We start from the raw sequence: 16,833 nt of genomic DNA on the forward strand, positions 1-16,833 counted from the left end.
CGTATCTTTGCGCCAAATTATTGATTTTGACTACTACAGATATACAATTATTAACACCACAACATTGGAAAGATTACGAGTTAATCGATTGTGGTGATTTCGAGAAATTAGAACGCTTTGGCAATTTAGTTTTGATTCGTCCAGAACCGCAGGCTGTATGGCCAAAAACGCTATCTGCAGCGGAATGGAATAAACGCCATGATATTAAATTTAAAGGTCGCTCTGCTACTTCGGGAGAATGGTTGAAAAAAAATCCTAAAGCGCAGGATCGTTGGCATATTCAATATAAAAATGATGATGTTGCGATTAAATTCCGTCTGGGATTAACTTCATTTAAGCATGTTGGTATTTTTCCTGAGCAAGCGGTTAACTGGGATTATATTTCACAGTCAGTGCGTGCTTTTGAAACTGAAAATCCTAAGGTCTTAAATTTATTTGCTTATACAGGTGGTGCATCATTGATTGCGCGTGCCGCTGGAGCAGATACAACTCACGTGGACTCTATTAAACAAGTAGTTAGCTGGGCTAATGAAAACCAAGAGTTGTCGGAAATTGATAATATTCGTTGGGTAGTAGAAGATGCATTGAAGTTTGTAAAGCGTGAGGTAAAAAGAGGAAATAAATATAATGGTATTATTTTAGATCCTCCGGCTTATGGTCATGGTCCTAAAGGGGAGAAGTGGAAACTGGAAGATCATATCATGGAAATGATGCATGATGTGGTGCAATTATTAGATCCTAAAGAACATTTCTTGATTTTAAATACTTATTCGTTAGGTTTCTCTTCTGTTATTGTGGAGAACTTAATTCGTACTGCGTTTCCAAAAGTAGAAAATCTAGAAGTCGGAGAGTTATATTTGCAAGCTACTGCGGGACCAAAATTACCTTTGGGTGTTTTTGGTAAGTTCAGAAAAGTTGCTAAATAGATACGATAACAAAATATAAATTAATAAAAGGATAGCCGATTGGCTATCCTTTTACTATTAATAAGTTTCTCTTTAATTCAGTATATTGTATTGTTGGAACTTATTAAAATTTTATTTCTGCGAGTTCTCTTTCTGCACTTTTGAGTTGCTCCGGTATACATTCTACAATTTGATCTGAAAACCCCTTTAGCTCATTTTTTAATCTGCTGTAATAAGCTATTCCTTCTATAAGTTGATTTTTGAACTTTTCAACATATTTTATTTTTTTGTCATTGACCGTGTCGGCATTCATTTCTACATATTTTTTGATGTGTGCTACATATAAGTATAGTTCACTAATAAATAAAAATGGCCTTTTATCATTTTTGATCAAATCGTCTTTGCCATAAATATGATTAATCATCTGATCAAGGGAGAACTTATTTTTAAACCAAACAGTATTTGGACCTGGACAAATGGATACAGCATCTTGTTCTTTATGTTTCAGGATGTTATATTTTAAATATGCCGGGGCAGCTAGTCCATCACATAAACATGTCTTTTCTGTAATAAGATCATATTCCATATTATAGGTTTTTTGATCTAATGATTTTCCCTGTAATTCTTTTATTTTTTTATCTTGATATGCACGTGAAGCTGTACATAGCGGTTCATTACTGAAATCTAAGTTTGATACGAGATATTTCTTTTTACATGGACTTCCGGGTCTTCCTTCTTTTATTCTTTTTAAGCGAAGGCGTTCTGCAGAGCTTTTTCTGAAATTATTAAAAGGTACTCCGAGAGGAGAAGCTCCACTGATATAAAAGTCTTCTTCTTCCGATGTGGTCAGTGCTAATAATGTTTCATCATCGACTGTGGTTGCTTCAGGGACCAATAAAAATGGTGATCCCCATCCTACAGCATCAAATTCATAATGTTTCAGTAGGAATTGATGTTCACTTGATGTGCCCACACCTCCTTGAACAGTGTATTTAATCGGCGGAGCAGCTTGGAAGTTGCAACCTTTTTGTAACCAATAATTCTGATAAATGCTGAATAGTTCTTCCTGTAATTCGTGTTTTTTATTTTTAAATTCGGATAGGATAGGACCTAATAAAAATCCTTCTGTTGCAAAGGCATGTCCGCCACAATTTAGCCCAGACTCTACACGAAATTCTGAAACCCAGATTCCTTTTTTCGCTAAAAACTTTGCTTGAATCAATGCCGATCTGTAGTCGCTAACTTTTAGTGTTATTTTTTTCTGAAAAGTTCCATCTTCTTGCTGGCAGAAAGCAGGCAACTCTGCTAAATAGGCGTATAGTCTTGGATTCATACCTGCTGATAAGATGACAGACGACTGCAGGTCTGATTGTGCAAAACCTCGTAAGGCAGCTAGCGCGTCTGAGTAAGTATCATCTAATGCAATTCCATCTTTATCATAATTAATTTTGTCGACTTTAGACATGATATTGACATCGATATCTCCAGCTTTGATAAAGGATCTAAGGATTTGCTTTTTTTTAGCCTTTTCTAAGATATCTGTTTCTGAAAGCATCGCATAATAGATATTTTTTGCGGGGTGGGATTCGGGGATGAGCTGGAAGTAGCGATCGATCTCTGATCCTTTTTCAAAAAACTCTATACGCATATGCTCAATTTGTTCTTGAACAATGTTGGAAACCAGATTTAAATAACTGGAAATACGATGAGCTCTGTAGTCAGGTTCTTTTTTTGTTATCGGATGGTATTCTTTTTTGTTTAGGGTACAATAGTATGCTCGAATACGCTCAATTAATTCATCATCTACAATGGATATCACAGATGAAATACCAAATCGAGCGACTTTTAAAGGGGAATCTATTGAAAATGCTAGACCCAAAACGGGAATATGGAATGAATGCGTCATATCAGTTTTATTTCAATACGAAATACCGAATAAAAAGGATATGAAAAAGTAATGTCTGTGTGTTTAAAAAATGATATGCGTCACTTTTATTATATACCTAAAGAATCTTCTGCCCGATCTCATGTAATAGTTATGATTCTTTTACACCTTTAGTTGTAGTACAGTTTTACAGCAGGTGAACGAATGGGATTTCTAAAATGGCTGTATGGATAATATGAAAGAAAAACAAGCGGTCTTAACCCGCTTGTTTTTCTAATTTCGCCAGTTTGGCTAATTCTTCTTCTAGATCTAGTTCTACACGAAGATTATTGACGATATGTTTTTGTCTATCGGGAGTGTTTTTACCCATATAGTATTCTAAAAGTTGCTGTATTTTATTGTCTTTAGATAAGAAGACAGGGTCTAAGCGCATATCTTTTCCGATAAATAAACCAAATTCGGAAGGAGAAATCTCTCCAAGTCCTTTAAATCGGGTAATTTCGGGCTTATTTCCTAATTTTGCAATTGCGCGTTGTCTTTCTTCATCGGAATAGCAATATATGGTTTCTTTTTTATTCCGTACACGGAACAAGGGTGTCTGTAAGATAGACACGTGACCAGCCTTTACTAAATCAGGAAAAAACTGAAGGAAAAATGTCAAGAGAAGTAAGCGGATGTGCATACCATCTACATCGGCATCTGTAGCAAATACAATGTTGTTATAACGTAAGCCATCTAAACCGTCTTCAATATTTAAAGCATGTTGCAGTAAATTGAACTCTTCATTTTCATAGACAATTTTTTTAGACATGCCGTAAGAGTTTAAAGGTTTTCCTTTTAAACTAAAAACAGCTTGTGTCTGTACATCTCTAGATTTAGTAATTGAACCTGAAGCTGAATCCCCCTCGGTGATAAATAAGGTTGTTTCCTGATTACGTTCGTTTTTATCGGAGAAATGGACCTTACAGTCGCGTAATTTACGGTTGTGTAACGAAGCTTTCTTGGCACGTTCATTTGCAAGTTTTTTGATACCGGCAATATCTTTACGTTCTCTTTCCGATTGTAAGATACGTTTTAACAGAGCGTCTGCTGTATCTGAATTTTTATGCAGGTAATCGTCCAATGCTTTTTTTAGAAAGTCATTGATAAATGTTCTTACAGTTGGACCATCAGGACCGATGCTTTGGGAACCAAGTTTTGTCTTGGTCTGTGATTCAAAGACCGGCTCTTGCACTTTGATTGCGATCGCGCCAATGATAGATGACCGTACGTCTGATGCTTCAAATTCTTTTTTATAGAACTCACGGATTGTCTTCACTAAGGCTTCGCGAAACGCTGCTTGGTGTGTTCCTCCTTGCGTTGTATGTTGTCCATTGACAAAAGAGTAGTATTCTTCACCGTATTGCTGTCCGTGGGTAATCGCGATTTCAATATCCTCACCCTTTAGGTGAATGATAGGATAACGCATGGATTCGGTGTCAATATTCCGCTCTAATAAATCTTTTAGACCATTTTCAGAGATGAATTTCTGTCCATTGAAATTAATAGTTAATCCAGAATTTAAAAAAACATAATTCCAGATCATGTTTTCCACAAACTCTAAACGATATTTGTAATTTCTAAAGATGGTCTCATCCGGGTAAAATATAACTGCGGTACCATTACGCTGTGTTGTTTCTTTTTCTTCATCTGATAGTAACTCACCTTTACTAAACTGTGCGATACGGGTTACTTTTTCGCGGTACGATTGTACCGTGAACTGTCCAGACAAAGCATTGACAGCTTTAGTACCGACACCATTAAGACCTACAGACTTTTGAAAGGCTTTGCTATCGTATTTACCTCCGGTATTGATTTTGGATACTACATCTACGACAGAACCAATGGGAATTCCACGTCCGTAATCCCGAACAGCGACTTTATTGTCGTTGACCGTAATATCGATCGTTTTTCCAGCTCCCATCACAAACTCATCAATAGAGTTGTCGACTACTTCTTTTAATAAGACATAAATACCATCGTCGTAAGCAGAACCATCTCCTAATTTCCCAATATACATACCGGGACGTAAGCGAATATGTTCTTTCCAATCGAGGGAACGTATACTATCTTCGTTATAAGTACTCATGTTTTTTAATTATTCTTCGGTGTGTAGCAAAAATAGCAAAATAAAGATTAAATAAGTGCAGTCACGATCTGAAAACATTTATTTAGAATAGAAGATCTCTCTAGAGGAGCGTTTGTGTAATTGTTCTCCAATAAATTGTATAAATATTTATATTGCATTCCCTATTATTTACTTAAATTTAGGAAACATTATAAATAGAAATTATGGGCTTATTTGATAAAATACGGAATGAGTTTATCGATATCATTGAATGGGTAGATGATAGTCCTGATACTATAGTCTGGAAATTTCCACGGTATCAGAATGAAATAAAAATGAATTCGCAGTTAACAGTACGAGAAGGACAAGTTGCTGTGTTTATGAATGAGGGGGTGATTGCGGATGTCTTTACTGCGGGTAGACATGTGTTGACAACTCAGAATATGCCTATCATGACGACCCTCCAAGGGTGGAAATATGGATTCAATAGTCCATTTAAAGCAGATGTGTTTTTCATAAGTTTGCGTCAGTTTACTAATCAAAAATGGGGTACTAAAAATCCTATTATGTTACGGGATGCTGAGTTTGGTCCTATACGGCTTCGGGCTTTTGGATCTTACGCTTTTCAGGTTAAAGATGCTGCTGTCTTCTTAAAGCAAATTGCGTCGACTAATCCAACTTTTACGGTTGAAAGTATTAATGAGCAACTTCGAAATATCGCTGTAACCAGAGGGATGGATGCAATTGCAGAGTCAAAAATTGCTGTCTTAGACCTAGCTTCTCATTATGATGAGGTATCCAACTTTATACAAGAGAAAATACGTCCTGAATTTGAAGAGATCGGTTTGAATCTAAATAAATTTCTAATTGAGAATATTTCATTGCCCGAAGAAGTTGAAAAGGTACTGGATAAAAGAAGCAGTATGGGTATTGTTGGAAATTTAGGTGCTTATGCTCAATTTCAAGCAGCTAATTCCATGGAAAAAGCTGCTGAAAACCCCAATGGCGGTGGTCTTATGGGCGCAGGAATGGGTGTTGGATTAGGTGCCGGAATGGCTGGCCAGATGTCAGGTATATTTCAACAGAATAAATTTGAAGGCAATAATCCGACGGGTGCCTCTCCATCGGTGGCACCACCGGCGATACCGCAAGCGGTTCAGTATTTTCTAGCGATTAATGGTGTTCAAGAAGGACCTTTTTTGATTGATCAGTTGAAAGACGAGGTAAGAAGCGGCAAACTAGTTTCTTCTACACTCGTTTGGAAAGCTGGGCTGGAAAATTGGATTGAAGCGCGTGAAATTGACGAATTGACAAGCTTGTTTAATGCTGGCCCTCCGCCAATTCCGGGGGCATAGATTCTGTTTATGAGTTTTGAGGAAAAGACAACGGAAGTTAGTCAGGATTTAAAGTGTCAGGGTTGTGGGGCGATTTTAGCTTACCAACCAGGAACGTCATATCTAAAATGTGCTTACTGTGGTACTGAAAATCAGATTAAGGAAAGTGAGTTAACGAACCAAGTTATCAGTCCGGTTGATTATGAAGAATTTACAGCAGCAATGCAAGATATTCATGACGCTCGGTTTACGGTTGCTGCTGAGGTGGTGCATTGTCAAAACTGTGGAGCCAATTCTACATTAGATCCGCATGTTACAGCAGATTTATGTGCTTTTTGCGCTTCTCCTTTGGTGATTGACCATCAAGAAAAACGTATTGTAAAACCACATGGGGTGATTCCGTTTTTTATTGAGGAGAATAAGGCATTTCCGCTTTTTAAAAAATGGGCTGGAGGTTTATGGTTTGCTCCTAATGATTTTAAGCGGATTTTTAGTGCGCAAAATAATAGGTTGAAAGGTGTTTATATTCCTTTTTGGAGTTATGATGCCGAAGCGAGTTCTTCTTATGAGGGGCAACGAGGTGAATATTATTATGTCACTAGAACTAGAAGAACTGCTGATGGCAAAACAGAGACCTATGAGGAGCAACAGACCAGATGGTATTATGCTTCTGGACGTGTTTTTAATCGATTTAAAGATGTTATAGTTAGTGCTTCAACGTCATTACCTAATAATTTTGCTTCAAAAATAGGTCCTTGGAATATGGAATATCTGAAGCCTTTCAATGATCAATATCTTAGCGGATTTATCGCAGAAACCTTTAGTATTGATCATGTGGCTGGTGCTCATGCCGCCAAAAAAATTATGGATGATGAGATCGCTGATACCGTCAGATCGGATATCGGCGGAGATACGCAAAGGATTGATGATATTGATTCTGTTTATAAGGATATCAGGCTAAAGTATATCTTACTTCCGGTTTGGCTGTCGGCTTATCGATATAAGGGTAAAAGTTATCAGATTATGGTTAACGCATTTAACGGTAAGGTTTATGGACAACGACCATATAGCTTTTGGAAGATTGCGCTCTTGATATTGTTTGTAATAATTCTAGTTGTTTTGTTAAGCCAAATGGGATAATCTTCTTATAAATAAAAAATGGTCTTATTGAAAATACAATAAGACCATTTTTTATGATATGATCGATAGCTTTATTTGTTTAAAGAAAGTAAGAAGCCTATTGTAAAGTTGGCATCCCAGTCAAATACAAAGGTATCGCAGTTCGTAGCATCTTTAATTGCTTTATAGATATTTACCCCACTTTTGATTTTTACTTTATCGGTATTATAGGTTTCTGGATTATTTAATACTGTGAAACGTTCTTCGCCAGTACGTGTTTGTTGCGCCAATTCAAATGGCACTCCCCCTATGATAAAACAGATTTCTCTGTTGGCTGCAGGAATTTTTGCTGTTAACGTTTTTACTTCAGTATAAACATCTTCATCTTTTAAGTTCTTTTCGTAGTATTTCGCACCTGGTGCTTCAAGTGATTTTGTTTCACCAGCAACCCATGAAATTTTAGTATTACCTGAGCCAATATCTACGACAAAGGAATTGTCCTGATAAGAAGGAGGAAGTACGCATTTTAGTGCTAATTTACCTTCTTGTTCTGCTGTTACTAAATTAACAACAAATCCCATTTTCTTTAGTTCGGAAACAATAACTGCTGTCTTAGGTTCTTTTTGTGCGCCGGAGCTGATGACAAAGTGTATGTTTTTTGATTTAACACCTTTGTCAAACATAGTTCCAATGTAGTCTTTAAGTCCTTTCCGGATATCTTCTGTACTGGCTAGACCTTCATAGACAAATGATTTGCCAAAATCTTTGGAAATGATTTCCCAGTGATTCTGCTTATCGATATTTACGACAAAAGAATTGAAACCTGAGGCTCCGACTTCGATTACTCCTTTATATTCACCATTTACAGGTTTTTCAGGTTGATAGTTAAATGTTCTTTTATCGTCAGTTGATTGTTTCGATGGATTGGACGATATATTAATAGCTGTGGTATCGGAGGTGCTCGTTGATTGTCCATCAAATTTACCAGAGTCGAAAGCCCAATAGCCCAGAGCCAGTAATGGGATTGCAATAATTATTGCTTTAATTGGCCAACGTAATCTAGCCCATGTTGATTTTTCTTCCATAATTATAGTGTATTTTTTTTTAAATTGATTAATCTAATAATGTAAATCCCTTATCTATTTTTTCTTCCGGTTTGAGTTCATAACTTGCGTCTGCCATCTGGCTTACATTCAGTACTTTCAAATTTCGTTCATCTACTTTACGGATAAATTCTTCTAATTCTACTTGGGTAGGAGCTCCTCCTACTGTTATGTTATTGTTTTGATCTAAAAAGTCAAGGTTTGATCTGATCGAAGCAATATTTTGGCTGATGGCTCCTGTTGCGGCATTCATGGCTTCTTGGAAAGCCCAACCGTCTTTTATATTAAAGACATCGGCAAGCCCTTCTGTAGCATTTTTCATCTTTTGAGTAGCTTCTAGTTTTTTTGAGATAATCGAAATACTGCTGTCTAGAGTACTTACGTAAATTCGAGCAGCACTTTCATTATCTTTTAGTACTTCTAGTACCTTTGCAAATTGATTAGCATACTGTACATAGCTTCTCGCATTTTGCTCTTCAGACTCTCCTTCTTTTCCTAAGAGAAATGCTTTTGTCCGTGTTTCTTTTGCATTTCGCATATAAGCATTCGCTTTCTCCGTATTGTTATTTTTCGATTCATTTTGGGCATTTTCATCTTGACTTGCCGCTTCTGCAGTGAAACGTTTTGCATAAATGTATTTTTCTTCTGCTGTTTTTTGTGCGGTTTCACCGCTTTGAATCATATCGATACGAACGCCATCTACATTACTTATTTTTTCTTTTACTCTTTTTAAGGTATCTTTTGCGTCTTTTGATAAAAGCTGTAAGGTCTCTATTGGATTATTACGAATAATGGCTTTTTCGCCTTTAAATAAAAGGACAGTGCCAAAGCGATGTAATAGCTGAATAATTTTTGGCGCTAATAGTAATAAGGTTATTAATAAAATACTGAATATTACGAACAAAATACTTTTAGCGGCATATTCAAGCATGACGGGTAAAAACTTGAAAAAAGCAATTGCTCCGCCAATAACCAATGCCCAAAAGAATATACTGGAGATTGTCTTTTTGGCTTCTGGTGTTTGCATCTGAGCAGGCAGATGGTCTCCTAATACTTGAAAAATTGGTAGCTGTGATTTTATTTCAGCTGGAATATTAATGTACTGTTCTTTCTTTTCCATTGGTTTATATCTTATGAGATTGACCTTTCTATAATTGCTAAGGTTGTTTGTATATCATTGACGACTTCATTGACAGCGGCGTTTCCAATTGATATCTTTTGCTCTATCTCTTTTAGTTTTGGCTCATATTTATCATTAATCTGGGCTAGGGTAATTTGTTTCTTTTTCAAATCATCCTGAAGCTTTGCAATGCTATCGGTCAATGTTTTTATTTCATTATTTAAGGTTGTCTTTTCAAATTCACGGTCTTGTTCTGCTTTATGCTTTTCCGATTCTTTTTGCTGTGTTTCTTTGGCTATGGTTTCTTTCAGTTTGTTAGCATAATTAGTGCCAGTTGTTTTCAGCTTGCCCTTTGTTAACGTATTATCAACAAACTTAAGCGAAGTATAGGCTGCTTTCAGTGTTGTTTCGTCTACTTTTCCCATTGCAGCTGCAGCATTCCATACCTCAAAAAAGTCTAATCCTTGTTCATTGAGTCTTTCCAGTATTCCGAGCACTTTCAGTTTCATTTGTTTAATATCGGTGGAACCGTCATTGGCTGTAATGGGTATGGCTGGAGGCTGCTGGTTTGAAACTGTTTTTATTTCGGGGGATGTTGAATAATCTTTTATTTCTGTAGCGGGTGGATTTTTTTGGATATCGGGAGACGGGTTTTTGAGCTGAGTCTCTTCCTGATCTGTAAAAATTAGCTTTTTAAGACTATCCAATATACTATAGTTTTTATTGTTTCCTTGATCAGTCATAATTTTTGTTAGTTAAGTCTAGTAAAAATAATAAAAAATGGTAATCTAGATTCATATTACTACATTTTTAAAACATTTATTTTATATCACGATTGCACTGTCGGGTAATCCGAAATTTAATTGTAATCTATTTAATGATAAGGGATAGGCTAGGAGGGATATAAATCAATCTATTGAGTTTGGGATAAAAAAAACTCGGAAAGCTAATTTCCGAGTTTTCGTGATGATAAGAAATAATAATTTGAAACGATTATTTTATCTACCAAAATCATCTTGAACACGAACAATATCGTCTTCGTTTGAAGGATTTTCGATATCGGTATGTTGCCATATTTCAGCTAATATACCGTAACCATCTAATCCGATTAATCGGTGGCGTTGACCTTGACGAAGTTTGATGACACTACCTGCTGTTAGCGTTTGTACAACTGATTCGTCATCTGTATCCGATACCATAACGCCCACAGTTCCGTGAATTACTTTCCAAATTTCGGCACGACGGTGGTGATACTGCCATGATAATCTTTTTTCGGGAGCTACAACGAGAATTTTTGGACTTAATTTGCCAGAAATTTTTAGATCTTTTACATCTAATCCGTCGAAATACTCATCGGCAAATTTTTGTGCTTGATCTTCGTTGATTACAAAGAAACCTCCCCAGGGTCTTGTCTGATCTGATTTATCAATTTCAAATCCTTTTTCTTTTAACGCTTTATCTAATTCCTCAAATAGCGTTGATTTATCAGTTACCATAAATATGTGTCTTAGTAAGAATGTACGGTTATTTTAGTGCTAAATATAAATAAAATCTTTTAAATAAAAAGTGCATAAACGTTTTAGCGATATTTTTTTTGTTTACAATTTAGCTATTGTTTTTATTTCTAGTTACGTTTGGTTTCATCTGAATCGGATATTTATTAGAAGTTGCATACGTCCTATTTGAAGTGTGCTATGATTATATCCTCTCAAAATATTTGATTAGTTTTGTAATCCTATATTAAAATTATCAGTATGTCAGAAATTAAAATAGATCGTGAAAATACGTCTTTTATGCAAGCTGTTGCTTTTGTTAATCAGACAAATCAACATGTTTTTCTTACAGGAAAAGCAGGGACCGGAAAAACGACATTTCTGAAATATATACGTGATCATAGTTATAAAAAAATGGCGATCACCGCGCCAACTGGTGTTGCTGCTATGAATGCGGGAGGAACAACCCTTCATTCACTTTTTTGGTTGCCTTTCGGAACTTTTATAGAAGATCACGAGCTGAAATGGGATGAACAAGATGGACATATTTATAATAAAAGCCGCTTATTCAGTACTATTAAACTAACTAAACAACGTCGGATGATTCTTCAAGAATTGGAATTATTGGTGATTGATGAGGTATCGATGGTTCGGGCTGATACATTAGATGCTATTAATGTTATTCTGCAATCTGTGCGTCGTGATATGCGACCATTTGGAGGTTTACAATTACTTTTTATCGGCGATCTTTATCAATTACCACCAGTAGTGCGTGATCATGAGTGGCAGGTTTTGCGAAATCACTACAGCTCTGTATTCTTTTTTAATGCTAAGGTTCTTCGTGACAATCCACCGATTTTATTAGAGTTAGATAAGATTTATAGACAGCAGGATGAAGGTTTTATTTCCATATTAAACGCAATTCGAAATAATAACTGTGATAGCGAAATGTTGAAAGAATTGAATACCTACTATAAGCCAGATTTTGAGCCAAAGGAAGGAGAGCAGTTTATTACGCTTACTTCACATAATCGAAATGCTGATGAAATTAATGGAAAAGCATTGGCTAATCTGTCTGGTAAGATGCTGAATTTAAAAGCTGTTGTTAAAGATGATTTTTCTCAAGGATCTTATCCCGCAGAAGAGATTCTTTCTTTGAAAATTGGTGCCCAGGTGATGTTTATACGTAATGATACGGGTGAGGATCGGAAATATTATAATGGTAAGATCGGTACTGTGAAAGATATAAATTTGCAAGCTGGAACTGTGGTTGTTAAATTCCCCGATGGAAGTGAGGATGTGACGGCTAAGCGAGAAACTTGGGAAAATATCAAATACAACTATGATAAAGGGCAGGATCAGATCAAAGAAGAAGTACTGGGGACATTTTCACAGTTTCCGTTGCGGTTAGCTTGGGCGATTACTATTCACAAGAGCCAGGGACTGACATTTGATAAAGCAATTATAGATGCGGGTACTTCATTTGCTGCAGGACAGGTTTATGTTGCATTAAGTAGATTGACGAGTTTAAAAGGGTTGGTCCTGAAATCCATTATACCGACCTACGCAATTAGAACAGATAGTCAGGTTGTTGATTTTGCATTGCGCTCTTCTTTTCAAACCGATATTAAAGAAATATTGGAACAGTGTCAGAGGTCTTATTTGGCACAAAACCTAATTCAATGTTTTCGCTGGGATTATCTAACTATTTCATGTCAAGAGCAAGTTACTGCATTAGCTGATCGTAATATCGATAATAAAGTGGAGGCAGAGGCTTTTTGGTCTACCATACAGTCAAATCTGCTCACACAAGAAAAAGTAGCACATAAATTCATTACACAATTATATGAGCTTTTAAAAAAAACAGATCAACATGTAGACTACGCTTTGATCTGTGACCGTACGACTTCAGCGGTCAATTGGTTCTTACCTAAGATGGATCATGATCTCGTTGGTGCGTTGGAACAGCATATTAAGGAATGGCAGATTAAGAAACGAACTAAAAAATACATTGATGAGGCTAAAGAACTGTTGTTGGATTTTAAGCGTAAGCGTGAGCAACTTCAGCAGTGTTTGATTATCGCAGATGCATTATCTAAAAAAGATAATTTTCAGGAAGCTTTGGAACAGGTGCAGGAGCAGTCAAAGACAAAAGAAAAAGAAGATTTAGTCGTGCAAAGTGAAGAGGGGGAGAGCTCTAAAAAGTTGGATACAAAGCAGGTAACTCTTGAACTCTACAAAGATGGTGCTAGTATTGAAGAGATCGCGGTGAAAAGAGGTATGGTAGCGGGAACAATTTATGGACATCTTATTCATTTTGTTGGGACAGAAGTGGAGGCCACAGAATTGATTGAACAGGATAAGCTGGATCTCATCATTAATACCATAAAAGCACATCCAGATAAATCTTCGTCAGAATTAAAGATGATGCTGGGAGCGAGTATAGACTATCCGCATATTAAAATCGGACAAAAAGTTTTAGAAAATCCAGTTCATGATTAAGATGTTTCAAAATATGTGTATGTTTGTAAAAGTTAGCTATAAATAGCCATGGGAAAGTCTAATAAAAACCCAAATAAGTGGATGGTTTTTATCTCATTGCCTCTGCAAATGGGAGTCACAATTTATTTGATGTATATGTTAGGCACCTGGCTAGATGAGAAATACCATTTTTCTAATGGTCTTGCCATGAAAATATGCACATTTATAGGTATTTTCGCCTCACTTTATCATTTTATACGAGAAGCTAATCGATTGAACAGGGATGAATAATTACATTAAATTTATTGCAATACTTCTAATTTTTACTGCAGTCCTCTTTGGGGCGCACTACTTTGCACTACCCTCTTTTGGGATTGCTGATTTTAAAAGTTTAACTGGTTTTGAATTGTATAGTTTATACGCATTTGAATCTGTTGCTTCATTAGTTGTATTAATTGTTATCCTGATCTCCGATTCCGTAATGCCTAAAAGTATAGGTTTCATTTTTTTGGGCCTAATTACGTTAAAAGCAGCATTAAGTTATGTTTTTTTTAGAGGAGGATTGAATCATTCGTCCGATGATATATTCGAATATAATTTTTTAATCGTATTTTTTCTATACTTGTTTTTTGACGTATTAGTTGCTTTTAAGGTCATTAATAAAGAAGTGGAATCAGTCAATAAGTAGTTTTAATAAAAAGTTCAAATTAATCGCAAAAAATGACAAATAATATTGTATTTTTGCGCAAAAATAAAAAACAGAACATGGGGAGCGTTAAGAAAGCATTTCTTTTTTTTGCAGTAATTTTATTTGCTGTTAGTCCATTTTTAGTAAAGGCATCTGAGTCTCATACAGCTGAGATTTCAACTCACGCAGAAGAGCCAAAAACTCAGCGGGAGGAAATAGATGAGTATATTGATCACCACTTACAAGACGATCATTATTTCTCTTTGTATACAGATAAAAAAGAAGGTAAGACTTATGGATTTCCTTTGCCAGTGATTATCATTGACGGGGGTGTTAAAATTTTTATGTCCTCAGAATTTGATTTTGGTAAAAATACCGTTGAAAAAGATGGACAGTTTTATAAATTATACCATGGTAAAATCTACAAAACAGATGCTACCGGTACACTTAATTATGATGAACACCATCACCCGACAAATGCTAAGGCATTAGATCTATCAATTACTAAAAATGTTGTGGGTTTAATTTTAGCAACTGTTTTGTTATTCTGGGGATTTATCGGCCTAGCAAAAACATACAAAAAGGGAGCGAATAATTTACCTAAGGGTGCAGGTCGCGTGTTAGAACCTTTAGTTTTATATGTACGTGACGAGATGGCGGTTCCAAATATTGGACATCGTTATAGAGAATTTATGCCGTACTTATTGTCTGTTTTCTTCTTAATTCTAGTTTTAAACCTATTAGGTTTAACACCGCTGGGATTCAATGTTACAGGTAATATTTCAGTAACGATATGTTTAGCAATTTTTACATTTTTATTTGTGAATATTAAAGCAAATAAGGACTACTGGAAGCATATTTTCTGGATGCCAGGAGTACCAGTTCCTTTTAAATTTGTTTTGGCACCAATTGAAGTATTAGGAATGTTTACAAAACCATTCTCTCTAATGGTTCGTTTGTTTGCCAATATTACAGCTGGACACACTGTTATTATGGGATTGATTGCAATTGTTTATGTATTGCAACAACAATTAACATTGGGAGGTAGTATCGGGGTGTCTATGCTATTGACAACTTTCCTGATGGTAATTGAAATATTAGTAGCATTTTTACAAGCGTTTATCTTCACGATGTTGTCATCGCTATTTATTGGAATGGCTGTTGAAGAGCACAACGAAGCACATCACTAAGAAATTTTTTGTTTAATTATATTTAAATCATTTATTATGTACAATTTAATTGGAGCGGGTTTAATCGTTATCGGAGCAGGATTAGGTCTAGGTAAAATCGGTGGTTCAGCAATGGAAGCTATCGCACGTCAACCAGAAGCAGCATCTAAAATCCAAACTGCGATGATCATTATCGGAGCCTTATTAGAAGGTTTAGCTTTCGGTGCGTTATTATTAGGTAAATAATCACCCAATGAATTTAAAAGTATTATTTATGACGGTTGGTCATAAATAATACTTTCAATTAGACGAAATACAAAAAATATTATCATACATCAATGGAAAAATTAATAGAACAGTTTTCATTTGGTTTGTTTTTCTGGCAAGTCATCATCTTATTAATCATTATCTTTTTATTAGGTAAATTTGCTTGGAAACCTATCATCGCTGCTTTAGCAGAACGTGAACAAGGTATTTCTGATGCTTTGGAATCTGCTGAAAAAGCTAAATTAGAGATGGCGCGCTTAACCAATGAAAACGAATCCTTACTAAAGGAAGCTCGTGTAGAACGTGATCTAATCTTGAAAGAGGCTAAAGAAATGAAAGATAAGATTGTTGCTGAAGCAAAAAATGTAGCCCATACTGAAGGTGCTAAGATGATAGCTCAAGCATCAATTGAAATCAATGAGCAAAAAAACAAAGCAATGGCAGAAGTAAAGAATCAAGTTTCTACTTTGGCATTGGATATTGCTCGTAAAGTATTAAGCAAAGAATTTGAAGACCAAAATAAGCAAGAAGCGTTAATTGCAGATTTGCTTAAAGACGTGAAAGTAAACTAATCGGTCATTCAAATTTTATCATTAAAGAAGTATGTCAGTATTTAAAGTAGCATCAAGATATGCGAAATCATTAATTGATTTGGCAAAAGAACAAGGTAGTTTGGACGCTATCAAAACGGATATGGATCAATTCATCGAAGTTTTGAAAGCTAATCCTGAGCTACGTGCAGTATTATCTAATCCAATTATTAAATTGGACAAGAAAGTAAATATCTTAGAGGCATTATTTAAAGATAAAATCAATCCTGCTATTTTATCATTCTTCAAGATCATGATTGAAAAAGGTCGTGCTGAAGTGATCGAGGCTGCTGCTCATGAATTTGTTCGCGAGTACAATGAAGTAAAAGGAATTGTAAAAGCTACAGTGATATCTGCAGCACCACTTTCTGATACTAATTTATCAGAATTAAAAGCAACAATTGCAAATCAAGTTAATGCGCAGGTTTTGATTACAAATAAAGTTGATCAATCTTTGATCGGTGGGTTTGTAATCACTATTGGTGACAAACAATATGATGCAAGTATTGCAGGTAAATTAAATAGATTAGAAAGATATTTTGAAGGTCAACGCGTTTAGTGTTGATTTTAGC

16 protein-coding genes are annotated in these 16,833 nt (G+C 35.6%); 10 read left to right on the plus strand and 6 right to left on the minus strand.

The window, feature by feature from the left end:
• The first annotated feature begins 20 nt into the window (after positions 1–20).
• Positions 21–926 carry a class I SAM-dependent methyltransferase gene (locus tag HCX49_RS10500; protein ID WP_132771003.1) on the plus strand — a complete coding sequence of 302 codons (906 nt, stop codon included), beginning with the start codon at positions 21–23 and terminating at the stop codon, positions 924–926.
• Between the two features lie 103 nt (positions 927–1,029).
• Here HCX49_RS10500 and HCX49_RS10505 read toward each other — a convergent pair whose 3' ends face one another.
• Together HCX49_RS10505 and HCX49_RS10510 are read right to left on the minus strand one after the other, a co-directional pair.
• A complete protein-coding gene (locus HCX49_RS10505; protein WP_132771002.1) occupies positions 1,030–2,811 on the minus strand; it encodes a hypothetical protein in 1,782 nt (593 codons plus the stop codon).
• A 235-nt stretch (positions 2,812–3,046) separates the two neighbouring features.
• On the minus strand, positions 3,047–4,918 hold the full coding sequence (locus HCX49_RS10510) for a DNA topoisomerase IV subunit B (RefSeq protein WP_021188656.1): 1,872 nt from the start codon (positions 4,916–4,918) through the stop codon (positions 3,047–3,049).
• 203 nt (positions 4,919–5,121) lie between these two features.
• Between HCX49_RS10510 and HCX49_RS10515 the strand changes: the two genes are divergently transcribed.
• Together HCX49_RS10515 and HCX49_RS10520 are read left to right on the plus strand one after the other, a co-directional pair.
• Complete coding sequence (locus tag HCX49_RS10515; protein WP_132771001.1) at positions 5,122–6,252, plus strand: SPFH domain-containing protein; 1,131 nt, start codon at positions 5,122–5,124, stop codon at positions 6,250–6,252.
• Between the two features lie 9 nt (positions 6,253–6,261).
• Entirely contained in the window at positions 6,262–7,371 is a 1,110-nt protein-coding gene (locus HCX49_RS10520) for a zinc finger domain-containing protein (protein ID WP_168127093.1), read from the plus strand.
• 71 nt (positions 7,372–7,442) lie between these two features.
• On the opposite strand, the gene HCX49_RS10525 is transcribed toward HCX49_RS10520, so the two are convergent.
• The 4 genes from HCX49_RS10525 to HCX49_RS10540 form a co-directional block, all read right to left on the minus strand.
• A complete protein-coding gene (locus HCX49_RS10525) occupies positions 7,443–8,435 on the minus strand; it encodes a hypothetical protein (RefSeq protein WP_132770999.1) in 993 nt (330 codons plus the stop codon).
• A 28-nt stretch (positions 8,436–8,463) separates the two neighbouring features.
• Positions 8,464–9,573: a hypothetical protein gene (locus tag HCX49_RS10530; protein ID WP_021188659.1), complete on the minus strand. Its 1,110-nt coding sequence runs from the start codon at positions 9,571–9,573 to the stop codon at positions 8,464–8,466.
• A gap of 11 nt (positions 9,574–9,584) precedes the next feature.
• On the minus strand, positions 9,585–10,316 hold the full coding sequence (locus HCX49_RS10535) for a hypothetical protein (RefSeq protein WP_168127094.1): 732 nt from the start codon (positions 10,314–10,316) through the stop codon (positions 9,585–9,587).
• Positions 10,317–10,571: 255 nt separating this feature from the next.
• Positions 10,572–11,069 (minus strand): phosphomannose isomerase, encoded by a 498-nt coding sequence (locus tag HCX49_RS10540; protein WP_021188662.1) that lies wholly within the window; start codon positions 11,067–11,069, stop codon positions 10,572–10,574.
• A gap of 258 nt (positions 11,070–11,327) precedes the next feature.
• Here HCX49_RS10540 and HCX49_RS10545 point away from each other — a divergent pair, with 258 nt between their 5' ends.
• The 7 genes from HCX49_RS10545 (at position 11,328) to HCX49_RS10575 (ending at position 16,820) form a co-directional block, all read left to right on the plus strand.
• Positions 11,328–13,568: a helix-turn-helix domain-containing protein gene (locus tag HCX49_RS10545; protein WP_168127095.1), complete on the plus strand. Its 2,241-nt coding sequence runs from the start codon at positions 11,328–11,330 to the stop codon at positions 13,566–13,568.
• Positions 13,569–13,649: 81 nt separating this feature from the next.
• Complete coding sequence (locus HCX49_RS25565) at positions 13,650–13,838, plus strand: AtpZ/AtpI family protein (protein WP_259194211.1); 189 nt, start codon at positions 13,650–13,652, stop codon at positions 13,836–13,838.
• Entirely contained in the window at positions 13,831–14,235 is a 405-nt protein-coding gene (locus HCX49_RS10555; protein ID WP_132770996.1) for a hypothetical protein, read from the plus strand. Before HCX49_RS25565 ends, HCX49_RS10555 begins: the two co-directional genes overlap by 8 nt.
• Positions 14,236–14,267: 32 nt before the next feature.
• On the plus strand, positions 14,268–15,425 hold the full coding sequence (gene atpB / locus HCX49_RS10560) for a F0F1 ATP synthase subunit A (RefSeq protein ID WP_232789408.1): 1,158 nt from the start codon (positions 14,268–14,270) through the stop codon (positions 15,423–15,425).
• A 36-nt stretch (positions 15,426–15,461) separates the two neighbouring features.
• Positions 15,462–15,650 carry an ATP synthase F0 subunit C gene (gene atpE, locus HCX49_RS10565; RefSeq protein WP_021188666.1) on the plus strand — a complete coding sequence of 63 codons (189 nt, stop codon included), beginning with the start codon at positions 15,462–15,464 and terminating at the stop codon, positions 15,648–15,650.
• Positions 15,651–15,742: 92 nt separating this feature from the next.
• Positions 15,743–16,243, plus strand: coding sequence for a F0F1 ATP synthase subunit B (locus HCX49_RS10570; protein ID WP_168127096.1), 501 nt, complete (start codon positions 15,743–15,745; stop codon positions 16,241–16,243).
• Between the two features lie 31 nt (positions 16,244–16,274).
• Positions 16,275–16,820 (plus strand): F0F1 ATP synthase subunit delta, encoded by a 546-nt coding sequence (locus HCX49_RS10575; RefSeq protein ID WP_021188668.1) that lies wholly within the window; start codon positions 16,275–16,277, stop codon positions 16,818–16,820.
• Positions 16,821–16,833 lie beyond the last annotated feature (13 nt).

Origin of the sequence: Sphingobacterium sp. B16(2022), assembly GCF_012030425.1 — a bacterium.
In the GTDB taxonomy this organism is placed as follows: domain Bacteria; phylum Bacteroidota; class Bacteroidia; order Sphingobacteriales; family Sphingobacteriaceae; genus Sphingobacterium; species Sphingobacterium anhuiense.